Raw genomic sequence first — 12,157 nt, 5'->3', positions numbered from 1 at the left:
CTTTGTGCCAACAAAAGAACTGGGGTGTGGGGCAAAGCCCCGCAAATATCAAAATTTAAAAAATTTATTTTTTGACAAACTGTATTTGTTTAGGTATATCCTATACCTCCAGATATAGTGGCTTCTAAATTTGTATTTGCTCTTGAGGTAAAAATCTGACCAGTTAATCCAGTATTAGCTTTAAAACCGAAAGTACCTTTAATAGTTCCGTTTCCTAGTGTAAAGCCCAACTGATTCATTCTAGCCCTTAGCTGATTTCCATGAATAAGGAAGAAGAGCCAAGTATTATCAGCACCATACATACCAAATACTGAACTGCATGCTAATACAAAAATAGCAGTTACCATTAATAAAAATTTTCTCATTTTGCTCACTCCTAAGGTTTTTATATTTTATAATTTTAGTCTAGGAAAATTATTTTTGGAATTCAAATTTTTTTTGATTTTTTTAAAAAATCTAATTTTTTTTGTAATAATTTTTATGTTTGGTATATAGCTAAACAATTATATTCTTTATTATCAACTTTTTTTACAAGACTTTGCCAAAGTTTTATACATACCGAAATATACTTCCTTTAGTATAATATTTATTTATCTAAAAACATAAGTACTGATTTTTTATATCTAGTCAAACGAATTTATGATAATACTTGAAATTTGTGCACACATTGCCAAAGGAATGTTTAAAGATTTGTATTTTATCAAATGCAGTTTTTTAATGAATTAAAACGGATATGTCAGAGTTTTGATTTTTATAGCAATTTATAGAATTTACTATGCCTGCAAAGAATTGTAGTGTTATTAAGTATGGCTAGTCCCCGCAAATACTAAAATTTAAAAATTTATCTTTTGTCAAATTTTAATTATTTATAGATGTAATGATAACTTATAAATAGTATAAAGTATTACTTAGCATTAATAAAATAAGTTTAAAATGTATTATAATAACTATATTTTAGTTAAAAAATGCAGTACTTCGCGACAGCGGGCTGTGCCTGCTTCTCGCCTGCCTACAGCATAGAGCATCATAAAAGAAGTGCGGCATGACTGTGAAGCCTGCAATATTTTAAATTAAAAAAAATATTTTTTGACAAACTATATTTGTTTAAATATACACTGCTAATATTATTTTTTCAAATCTTTAAAGCTTAATGCCGTACATGATTTTTTATCAACTTTCAGAGTTTTGCCTATAACTTTTTTATAGTCTTTTGCTGATATTCCAACACAAGGTCTCAGAGTGATGATATCTTTTTCTGTTATTATTTCACCTTTAAGCATAGCATGATTTAAATAAACACCTCTTTTAGCATATACTAATTCTTTTTTCTCCTGCTTGCTTAATACATGTTCTTTTTTAAGAGCAGATGATCCTCCAAGCATAGTTAAAGTGTTGTCCATAGATTTTATAAGTGTTTTCATATTATCAGTATCCAAACTTATAATATGATCTCCTTCTTTTTTTTCTGGTGTTATAGTAAAGTGTTTTTCTATTATTTTGGCTCCAAGAGTTAGAGCAATAATAGGAGCTTCTATTCCTATTGTATGATCTGAGTAGCCTATTATAGAGTTTTTAAATATTTTATTCATTACCGATATTCTGTTTAATCTGGCATTTTCCATAGGAGTAGGGTATTCTACAGAACAGTGAAGCAATGCTGTTTCATTATTTTTTAATATTTTTAAAGCTTCTTTTATATCTTTATTAAGAGCAAGTCCAGTAGAGAGTATTACTGGTTTTTTTGTTTTAGCTGCTGCTTCAAGAAGAGGAATATTATCTATGTCACATGAGGCTATTTTTATTATAGGTATATCATAATAATTTATATCATTAATAGATTCCACAGAAAAAGGAGTTGTTATAAACATTATTTTATTTTTTTTAGCTTCTTTTATAAGAGGTTCATACCATTCTTTTTTCAATACTATATTATCAACGCCTTCAAGTGCATTGTCATTAAGTTTTAATGCTTTGGTATATTCTTTAGGGGCGAATAATGTTTTTTGAGTGAAACTCTGAAACTTTACTGCATCAGCTCCTGATTTAGCAGCTTTCTGAACTAATTTTACAGCAGAGTTTAAATCTCCTTCATGATTGCATCCTGCTTCAGCTATTACAAAATATCCTTTTTTGCTTATTAAGTCTTTTAATTTAATCATAATTATATATACCTCTTCCTAGTAAGATACTATTACAAATATATTATCGAAATAGATGTATAATTATTTATTAATATTTTATTTTGCGGAGATATTAAGAAGTTGTAATAATTGCAGATTATATTTTTGGTTTATTAAAAGATAAATTTAGGTTAAAAAAATGAGCTGGTGATGGGACTTGAACCCGCAACCGGCTGATTACAAATCAGCTGCTCTGCCAATTGAGCTACACCAGCGAAGTGATTATTATTATACTATAACTATAAAAAAAGTCAAGCATAAAACAGAATTTTTTTATATATTCTTTTTCATATTTATTCTTCTCTGTCTTTTAAGCCTTCTACCATATCTAGTTTATTTATATAATGCGTACTCATAAGAGCTACCAAAAATATTACAGCTATAAGCAGTATCACAGCAAGTCCGTAGCTTGAACTGTATACATGAGGCACAAAAGAGAATAACTTGCTTGAGAATGGTTTTTTTACAAGATAAAGTATTCCATATCCTGCAGCTATTCCCAAAGGTATGGCAACTATTACTTGTGTTATAGTTTCTTTTAATGAAGCTATCATAATTTCTTTTGTTGTATAGCCCATAACTTTAAGAAGCGTAAACTCGTATCTTCTTGTAGCAAGAGTAATAACGCCCACACCGTAAAGTGAAGTTGCACCAAGTAAGAATGCTATAAATATAAGTATCTGTACAAGCAAATATATTGTTGCTATTTGATTTTTGTATGCTTCATATTCATCATTTCTGAAACTGTAATAAGAAACTTCTTTACTATTATCTAATATATCTTTTATCTCTTCTTTAGAAGTGTTAGTTTCAGTAGTTAAAAATAAAGTGTTATAAACGTCCTTAACTTCAAATGTTTCTTCAGCAAAATCTTTATCCATATAAATATAGAACATACCTTGCTGTTCTACAAATTTGCTAACCTTTACTCTTCTTGAAATACTGTTTCCAAGTGTGTATAGTTCTATTCCTATATAGTCATTTTCTTTTACTTTTAATTTATCTGCTAAATATTTAGGAATCATTACAGAATCTTCTTTATTTTCATTATTTGGTATATCAAGAGAAGAAAAACTATCTTTATATATTAAAGTAGGTATGTATAAACTTTCTGAGTCTTCTCTAAAAGCTGGATAAAGTCTTGACTGATAAATAGCAGCTTTATCAAAATATTTTATACTTTTATTTGTAAGTATATCAGAATTATCTTCCCATTTTGTAGGACTTATAGTAGCAGTAACATCGTATAATGCAAACTTTTCATATAAAGTATATAAAAAATAGTCAAAAGAGTTATTAAATCCTTGAGCAAATATAGTCATACTAATTGCTGCAAACATTCCCCAAAGAGAGGCTAAATATCTAGTTTTGCTTCTTGAAGCATTTTTTATTGCATATCTTGTATTAAAAGAAAGTTTATTCCATATTTTGAATCTTTCTATAAAAGTTTTTCCAGCACCTTTAGGAGGCTCACCTCTCATTGACTGAGCAGGGTTGAGCTTTAATATTGAAACGGCAGCCAAAAGATTAGAGAATATACATACAAATAATATAATTAAAGCAGATATTATCCATAAATCTATATAAATATTGTATGTAAAATTAGGCATATCAAATATATTTCCAAGTGCATTAAATATAGGAGGCAAAAGGAATTTACTTGCTATAAAGGCTAAGAGTATACCGAAGAATGATACCAAAAAAGAATATTTGATATACATAAACATTATAGAGAAATCGGTAAGCCCTATAGCTTTCATAATACCTATCTGCTTTCTTTCAACAGCAACATTTCTTCTTTGTATAATATATAAAAGAAGTATAGCCATCAAAAGAAGTATAGAAGGACAAATATATGAAAAAGAATCTATTTGAAGAAGTGTCTGTTCATAGTTTACATAATTTACTGACTGTTCTCTGTCTGTAAAGAAGAATATTTTTTGTTTTAATTTAGTTCTTATTAGGTTTTCGGTATTGCTTTTATCAGCATCTTCTTTGTATTTTATGTAAATTGAATTATAAGGCACATAATTAAAATGATCTTCGCTTATTTCTATAACGGCGAAATCTTTAGCTTCAGATGCTGTACTTGCACCGTCTTTAAAAAGAAATACATAATTAGGATAAGAAACCAAAGCTGCAATAGTAAATGAGTTGGTTTTATCGTTAAAAGTTAATTCTACGGTATCTCCCAATTTAAGAGAATTAGCATCAGCAAAATTTTTATTAATAGCTATTTCATTAGTTTCTAATTCATATTTTCCTTCATAAAGGTAGGGCTTATTTATTCTATCTTTTGAATTGTCAGTACCGTAAATAATAGCATCAATATTATTTATTTTTCCCTGAAATCTATGCCCCGCTTCTGCCCTATCAATACCCTTTATATCTTTTAATATGTCTATATCATTGTCATCAAACATTCCGAATAATACAAGATCATCTAATAGATTCTCTTCAAAATAATTTTCAGCAGACAGTTTGAAATCTCTATATACAGTTTTTACAGCAACAAAGAATAGAACTGCTAATGTTACTATAAATACTGCTGACATAAATATTGCAAGCTGTTTATTTATTTTTCTAAATAATAGTTTGGTTTTTATACTAATCATTATTTATTTACCGTTTTTATTTTTACCACTCTATCTCTTCTGGATTTAGAGGTTTTTCTACATCATATTTATCTAATACTTCGCCGCTAAGAATCTTTACTACAGTATCAGCCATTTTGGCTATTTCTTTACTATGAGTAATTAATACTATGCTTGTTCCAAGATTTCTGTTTAAATCTCTTAATATTTTTAAAGCCATAATACCAGTTTTGTTATCCAATGCTCCAGTAGGCTCATCGCATAATACTACTTTAGGTTTTTTAGCTATAGCACGTGCTATACTTACACGCTGCTGCTCTCCGCCTGATAATTCTGTAGGATAATGTTTTATTCTGTTTTCAAGACCCAATAATTTTAAAGCCTCTTCGGCATTACTTCTTGAAAGCCCTGTTATCTCAGTTGAAAACTCTACATTTTCTATAGCAGTTAAATTAGGAAGCAAATTATAGCTTTGAAATACAAAACCTATATTTTCTCTTCTGAATTTAGCTAATTTTTTATTACTGTAATGAGATATGTCTTCCCCCAGAAATAAAACCTGTCCGCTTGTAGGTTTATCCAAAGCACCTAGTATATTAAGCAAAGTACTTTTTCCAGAACCGCTAGGTCCTAGTATAGCAGTAAGTTTTCCTTCTTCTATTGTAAGATTAACAGATTTTAAAGCCTGAGTAGCTCCTCCTCCATGTCCGTATACCTTACTAATTTCTTTTATTTCATAAAGATAACTCATTATACAAAATCCCGTAATAATATTATTTTCTAATTATAACCGTTCTTTTTTTTCCATTCATAAACGGCTATATTTACTATTTCTACAGCACATTCTCTTTTACTCAATATAGGGTATGATTTAAATCTTCCGTCTTTAAAAAAGATAGTTATTTTATTTGTATCTTTACCTATAGAGTCTTTTATTTTATTTGCCACTATCATATCAGCACCTTTTCTATTCATTTTATCAACAGCATAATTTTTAAGCTCCTCATCATTTTCAGCAGTTTCAGCAGCAAAAGATACTATCAGTGTAGATTTTTGCTTTTTTTCTTTAGCAGACGCTAGTATATCAGAATTTTCTATTAAATCTATAGAGTTTATATTTTGTTTTTTTATCTTTTTGTCAGAATAAACAGCAGGTCTGAAATCCAAAGGGGCAGCCGCCATTATAAGTATATCGGTATTATCAAGTTCATTAAGCACCGTTTCTTTCAGCTGTTCTGTTGTATCAATTTTTATCTTTTTATCATTACCTTTTACATTTAAAATAGTACTTACTTCACCCTCTATATATACAGAACTTCCTCCGTTATTATATATTTCTTCATATATTGAAGAGCCCATCTTACCGCTTGAAGTATTTGTTATATATCTTATAGGGTCTATCCATTCTTTAGTAGCACCTGATGTTATAGTAAACTTTATATTTTTATATTTATTATTTTCTTTTGTAATTTTTTTTATTATAGTTTCAAAATCAGCTAATCTTCCCACACCTGTATCATGGCATGCCATATTTCCGCTTTCTGGTTCTATTATATTATAATTAAGCTCATCTATTAAATATTTTGCATTTTTTTGTACAGCTTTATTAAGCCACATATGAGGATTCATAGCTGGGGCGAAATATTTATCTTTTGTATATGCACATGCTATAGTAGTTACAGCATCATCGCATATACCATTAGCTATTTTGGATATTATATTGGCATCAGCGGGTGCTATAAGAAGTATATCTGTTTCTTTATTTATGTTTATATGTCTTAGAACATCATCTTCCTGCCATAAATCAGTTATTACTTTATTTGTGCTCATAGTTTCAAGTGCTTTTAATCCAACCATGTTTTGAGCATTTTTAGTAACGGCACAAATAATATCATGCCCTTCTTTTTTTAGCATACTTACTAACATTGGGGTTTTGTATGCAGATATAGAACTTGTTACAGCAAGCAAAATTCTCATAGCTTATTAAAAAGTTTTAAAACTTAATATTTCCTTATAAACTTTAATATTATTAATTATATACTACTATAAATAAAAAAATAGTCTATATATTTTTTTTATTTTTATTTGTCTTTTTGTACAAAAATATAAAAAAAATATACTTTTTAAGTATGTAAATAAATACATATTAGTGTTTTGTTAAGTAAAATTTAAATCTGAAGCAAATTAGATATGTAAATTTTATATTGAATTACTCTTTATATTTATGTTTTATTTGTGTGTTTATTTTATATATAATGCTATATAAAAATTATAGCTCAATATTTAGAGGTATTGATTTTTTGATATTTATAAATAAAAAAAGTTAAATAAATTCATTTTGTCTTATTGACAATAGATATGATTTTGTATACTATTATCTCTATAAATTTATTATAAATATGATTTTGTTTTAAGGATTTTATATAATTAATAAGAAAATATCAGGCAATAAAATTAAATTTAAAGATAATGAATCCTTTATTTCAATATGCGGAATTAATGATAAGAATCTTGAAATATTGGAAGATAAATTTAATGTTTCAATATACCCAAAAGGAAATGAATTAACTATAGAAGGCGATTCAAATAAAATAGAAGACACTCTTAAAGTTCTTTATATATTAAAAGATCTGTATAATTCATCTGATGATATAACAATTCAAAAAGTGATGAGTATAGCAGATAATATTGAGAGCGATAAAGAAAATCAATTAATATCAATGCGTATAAAACTGCCTTATCTAGGAAGAAGCATACAGATGAAAACAATTTCTCAGGGAGAATATTTATATAAGATGCAAAGAAGTGATATTGTATTTGCTTCTGGTGCTGCTGGTACGGGAAAGACATTTTTATCGGTTGCTTATGCTATAAATTTACTTTCTGAGGGAAGAATAGAGCGTATAATTATAACAAGACCTGTAGTTGAAGCAGGAGAGAGTTTGGGATATTTGCCTGGAGATTTTAAAGAGAAAATATCTCCATATATGCGTCCTGTTTATGATGCTTTGTATAGTCTTTTGTCAAGCGATATTATATTAAGATATACTGAAGAAGGAAAAATTGAAGCAGCTCCATTGGCATATATGAGAGGAAGAACTTTGAGCAAGTCTTTTATAATACTTGATGAAGCACAAAACACTACAGTTTCTCAAATGAAAATGTTTTTAAGCAGAATAGGCGAAAAATCCAAAGCGGTGATAACTGGAGATATATCTCAAAGCGATTTGCCAAATAATGTGGAATCTGGTCTTGAGAATGCTTTAAAAATTTTAAAAGGAATAAACGGTATAAGTTTTCATCATTTTGATAAAAAAGATGTGATAAGACATCATTTAGTTTCTGAGATTTTGGCTGCATATGATAATGCAGGCAAATAAAATATTTTATTTATGGAAGGTTTATAATTTAATATGAATACAAATAAGAAAATAATGAAATCAGTTATAAATAAAACTCCAAATATAGAAAGAGTTTTTCAATTAATAATAGCTATAGTATTGTATCTTTTTACTTTATTTTTAGTTTTTCCTACATATATGCAGAAGGCGGCAGTACCTTCAGTAGGGGATATAGTAAAAGAACCTCTAATAGTTAAACGTAATGTAAAATATGAAAATAAAGAAGAAACACAAAAACTTGTATATTATGCACAAGCGGCAGTATCACCTATATTTGATATGCCTAAAAATATAGAGTATGAAACTATATCTAAAATAAGCAATATGTTTTCATTTATGAGAATATCTTATGATAATAATGTTCCTATTGATGATATGTACAATCAGTTTTTAGCACTTCATAATGAGCCTATAAATAAATCAGTATTTTCAAATGCTGTTGTTAATGAGCTTAATGTAGGATATGAGTCTAAAATAATAGAAACTATTAAAGAATTATTCAGTGTAGGAGTTATATCTAGGGGAAATTTGAGTTCTGATACTTTGAATCTTATAATTGATAATGGAGTATTTATATACAGATATGATGATTATTTAGTAGAAGAAAGAGTGCTTCCAAGAAACAGAGTATTTTTTTTGGAAGATTTAAGAATGGAGCTTCCTTCTATAATAGGGGCAAAATACAGAAATCTTAATATAAATCATATTAATACAATATCATCTATAGTTAATGCTTTTTTAAGAGATAATCTTATATATAATTCTGTACGTACAAAAGAAAGAATGAATGATGCTGTCTCTTCTATACCTCCAGTTTATAATACGATAAAAAAAGGATTTGTGATTTTAAATGTAGGCGAGAGAGTAACAGAAGAAAAGGCTGAACTTATAAGAAATTTATTTGGTAATAATTTTGAAAATTATAATATTTCTATTCTGATAGGGCAGGCTTTATTTATACTTCTTCTTTTTGCTTTTATTGGTTTTATTATATTTAAATACAAAATACCTTTTTATATAAGTTTTAAAAACTATATTCTGTTTTGTATAGAGTATGTTGTTATTGTAAGTCTTACATATCTATTTTATAATCATATATCATATAAATTATTAGATACATATATACCTTTTTATATTTACACATTTATTCCTATGTTTGGTATGATAAACTCGTTATTAGGAGCTAGAAGAGGTATATCATCTGTAGTAACTTTAGGTATTACATTTCTTGCTGCAAATATTGCTCAGGCTAATATATTTGAAATATCAGCATTATTTCTTATATCAATATTAGCTTCTATATTTTCAAGGAAAATCAACAGCCGATATGCTCTTTTATGGATAGGTTTTATGATAGGCGTATATTTGAGCTTAATGTCATTAGTAGGAATGCTGCTTAATAATGAAATTAATATAACTTATTTAACTTTTATTTTCTCATTTGTAAGCGGATTTACTCAGGCTATACTTGTGATGATATTTCTTCCTATATGTGAATATATGCTTGAAACAGCTACTATATTCAGACTTCAGGAGCTTTCTGACTTGAATAATCCGCTTCTCAGAAAACTGCAGATGAATGCCCCTGGTACTTATCACCATTCTATCAGCATGGCTAATCTTGTAGAAACTATAGCAGAAGAGATAGGAGAAGATGCAAGGCTTGCCTGTGTATCAGCATATTATCATGATATAGGTAAAATGGAAAATCCGCTCTACTATATAGAAAACTCTAATGTTAATGAAAACAGACATAATAAATTGAAACCTACACTTTCTGCCTCTATAGTAAAAGCTCATGTACGTTTGGGTGTTGAGATAGCTAAAAAATACAGACTTCCTAAAGAGGTTATTGCAGCTATAAAAGAACATCATGGTACAAGTTTAATAAAATATTTTTATGTGGAGGCTTTAAAAGAAAATCCTGATGTTGATATTAATTTATTTACTTATCCAGGACCTCGTCCTCAGTCTAAGATTACAGCTATATTGATGATTCTTGATTCTATAGAGGCGGCAAGCAGAACTTTAGATTCTCCTAAAAGAGAGGATTTGGAGTCGCTTATAGATAATATTGTTAATAGCAAAATGTCTCAAGGCGAGCTTAATGACAGCGGGCTTACTTTAAAAGATATAGAAATTATTAAAAGAATATCATTCCAAAAAATTATAGTTTCTTTGCATGAAAGAATAAAATATCCGGAACTTCCAGAAGAGAAAAATGAAAAAGCTCAGTCAGAAGAAGATGATAAAAATGAAAAGAATGAAAAAAATGATAAGGACAGCAAAGATACTAAAGAAGTTAATAAGGATAATAAAAAACAGCAGGCAAAAGATAATAAGGATAATACCAAAGATAATAAAGAAAGCAGCGATGCTGTAAAAAAAGTTAAAAAAGAAACTGAAAAGATAAAAGAAAAAATAAAAGAGAAAATAGCAAAAAAAACTCCTATAAAACATAAAAATGAAAAAGATGAATTAAAATATAATACAAAAGAAAATAAGGAAAATAAAGAAAACAAGGATACTGTAAAAAAATAATGAAAGTTAATGTGTTTAATGAAACAGATTATGATATTGATATAAAGTACTATAAATATTTTTTATATAATTCATTAATTGTTTCTGGGGTAAAGGGAGATGTCAATCTGTTATTTTGCGATGATGAGTATATCAAAAAACTTAATAATGATTTTAGAAATAAGGATAAAGCCACTGATGTATTAACATTTCCTATGGGAGATGCTGATGAAGGAGGAGATATAGTTATTTCTTATGAATGGGTAAAAAACAGATACAGTGAAGATAAGATAAAAAAAACAGTATTAAAACTTATTATACATTCTGTACTTCATCTTAAAGGTATACATCATAATTATAGTAAGAAATCGCTTATGGAAAATAATGAAAAGATGAAAGAATTATATTATAGGGTAATAAAATATATAAAAGATAATAGAAAAAAACATAACTTTTAAGGATATATATAAAATGTCAATAAAAAAATTAATATCTAAAATAACCAAAAAAAAGTATAATGATACTGAAAAAAACAATTATATAAATTTATCAGCATTAACAGAACCTGAGAGAGAAATTATAATAAATACAATAGAATTAAAATCAAAAAGTGTAAGAGAGATAATGGTTCCAAGAGTAGATGTTGTTATGCTTCCAATAGAGTCTTCTTATGATAAGGTTATAAAGGCATTTAATAAAGACAGAAACTCAAGAATACCTATATATAAAGATGGTATAGATGATATAGTAGGTGTTTTGTATGTAAAAGATTTGATAGATACAGATGATAAAAACTTTTCTCTAAAAAAAATTCTTCATAAGCCTTTGTTTGTACCAATATCAATATCTTTGATGGAGCTTTTAAAAAACTTTAGAGAGAAGCAGATTCATATTGCTATGGTGGTAGATGAATACGGCGGTTTTTCTGGTATAGTATCTATGGAGGATGTTCTCGAACAGATCATAGGCGATATTAGAGATGAGTATGATGAAGAAGATGAAGAGGTAAAGAGCAATGATGACGGTACTTATCTTGTAGATGCAAGGGCAAGAATAGAAGATTTTAATAAATACGGAATACTTCCGCCTATACCTGATGATGAGGCAGATACTGTAGGAGGATTTTTATTTTCATATTTGGGAAGGCTTCCTAAAAGAAATGAGGCTATAGAGTATAAGGATTATTCTTTTACAGTTGTTGGAAAGAGCGGAAATATCGTTACTAAAATAAGAATAGAGAAACTCAAAAAAGAAAGCAAAGATAATAATATAGATGATAAATGATTTTATTTTTATAAATGAAAATATTTAAGTATTAAAATATTAGTTTATATGAATAAAAAATATACCTAAACAAATATGATTTGTCAAAAAATAAATTTTTAAATTTTAGTATTTGTGGGGACTAGCCCCCACACCCCCACTTCTTTTGTTGCCACAAAGAAGCAAAAAGGCTATATTT

The 12,157-nt window shown here is 27.8% G+C and carries 8 protein-coding genes, 1 tRNA gene and 1 pseudogene; 4 read left to right on the top strand and 6 right to left on the bottom strand.

All coding sequences use genetic code 11. The features are described 5' to 3' along the window. Nucleotides 1-92: 92 nt before the first annotated feature. The 6 genes and pseudogenes from Q1X91_RS12585 to coaBC all read right to left on the bottom strand — a co-directional run. Nucleotides 93-365: pseudogene (locus tag Q1X91_RS12585) on the bottom strand (cell surface protein); the annotation flags it as partial. A gap of 759 nt (nt 366-1,124) precedes the next feature. Continuing rightward, complete coding sequence (locus tag Q1X91_RS12580) at nt 1,125-2,159, bottom strand: N-acetylneuraminate synthase family protein (RefSeq protein WP_300758086.1); 1,035 nt, start codon at nt 2,157-2,159, stop codon at nt 1,125-1,127. Nucleotides 2,160-2,322: 163 nt separating this feature from the next. Next, a tRNA-Thr gene (locus tag Q1X91_RS12575) sits at nt 2,323-2,395 on the bottom strand. A gap of 78 nt (nt 2,396-2,473) precedes the next feature. Then, a complete protein-coding gene (locus Q1X91_RS12570) occupies nt 2,474-4,795 on the bottom strand; it encodes an ABC transporter permease (protein WP_300758083.1) in 2,322 nt (773 codons plus the stop codon). Between the two features lie 22 nt (nt 4,796-4,817). Further along, the gene (locus Q1X91_RS12565) at nt 4,818-5,525 is read right to left on the bottom strand and encodes an ABC transporter ATP-binding protein (protein ID WP_300758081.1); all 708 of its coding nucleotides are present in this window, start codon (nt 5,523-5,525) and stop codon (nt 4,818-4,820) included. Between the two features lie 29 nt (nt 5,526-5,554). Next, nucleotides 5,555-6,751 (bottom strand): bifunctional phosphopantothenoylcysteine decarboxylase/phosphopantothenate--cysteine ligase CoaBC, encoded by a 1,197-nt coding sequence (coaBC, locus tag Q1X91_RS12560; RefSeq protein WP_300758078.1) that lies wholly within the window; start codon nt 6,749-6,751, stop codon nt 5,555-5,557. A gap of 542 nt (nt 6,752-7,293) precedes the next feature. Between coaBC and Q1X91_RS12555 the strand changes: the two genes are divergently transcribed. The 4 genes from Q1X91_RS12555 to tlyC are packed head-to-tail and all read left to right on the top strand — an operon-like array spanning nt 7,294 to nt 11,979. Further along, on the top strand, nt 7,294-8,154 hold the full coding sequence (locus Q1X91_RS12555; protein ID WP_300758075.1) for a PhoH family protein: 861 nt from the start codon (nt 7,294-7,296) through the stop codon (nt 8,152-8,154). A gap of 33 nt (nt 8,155-8,187) precedes the next feature. After that, nucleotides 8,188-10,716: an HDIG domain-containing metalloprotein gene (locus Q1X91_RS12550; RefSeq protein WP_300758072.1), complete on the top strand. Its 2,529-nt coding sequence runs from the start codon at nt 8,188-8,190 to the stop codon at nt 10,714-10,716. Then, nucleotides 10,716-11,153, top strand: coding sequence for an rRNA maturation RNase YbeY (ybeY, locus tag Q1X91_RS12545; protein WP_300758069.1), 438 nt, complete (start codon nt 10,716-10,718; stop codon nt 11,151-11,153). Before Q1X91_RS12550 ends, ybeY begins: the two co-directional genes overlap by 1 nt. A 13-nt stretch (nt 11,154-11,166) precedes the next feature. Next, entirely contained in the window at nt 11,167-11,979 is an 813-nt protein-coding gene (gene tlyC / locus Q1X91_RS12540) for a hemolysin C (protein WP_300758066.1), read from the top strand. Nucleotides 11,980-12,157: the final 178 nt, after the last annotated feature.

Origin of the sequence: uncultured Brachyspira sp. (assembly GCF_949287625.1) — a bacterium.
In the GTDB taxonomy this organism is placed as follows: Bacteria; Spirochaetota; Brachyspiria; order Brachyspirales; family Brachyspiraceae; genus Brachyspira.
Note: the sequence above shows the minus strand (reverse complement) of the source record. Positions and strands in the feature narration are given on the sequence as shown.

Excerpts from the sequence above, each read along its gene's own strand:
- Q1X91_RS12550 (WP_300758072.1), top strand. The coding sequence starts at position 8,188 with ATGAATACAAATAAGAAAATAATGAAATCAGTTATAAATAAAACTCCA.
- Q1X91_RS12570 (WP_300758083.1), bottom strand. The coding sequence starts at position 4,795 with ATGATTAGTATAAAAACCAAACTATTATTTAGAAAAATAAATAAACAG.
- tlyC (WP_300758066.1), top strand. The coding sequence starts at position 11,167 with ATGTCAATAAAAAAATTAATATCTAAAATAACCAAAAAAAAGTATAAT.
- ybeY (WP_300758069.1), top strand. The coding sequence starts at position 10,716 with ATGAAAGTTAATGTGTTTAATGAAACAGATTATGATATTGATATAAAG.
- coaBC (WP_300758078.1), bottom strand. The coding sequence starts at position 6,751 with ATGAGAATTTTGCTTGCTGTAACAAGTTCTATATCTGCATACAAAACC.
- Q1X91_RS12580 (WP_300758086.1), bottom strand. The coding sequence starts at position 2,159 with ATGATTAAATTAAAAGACTTAATAAGCAAAAAAGGATATTTTGTAATA.
- Q1X91_RS12565 (WP_300758081.1), bottom strand. The coding sequence starts at position 5,525 with ATGAGTTATCTTTATGAAATAAAAGAAATTAGTAAGGTATACGGACAT.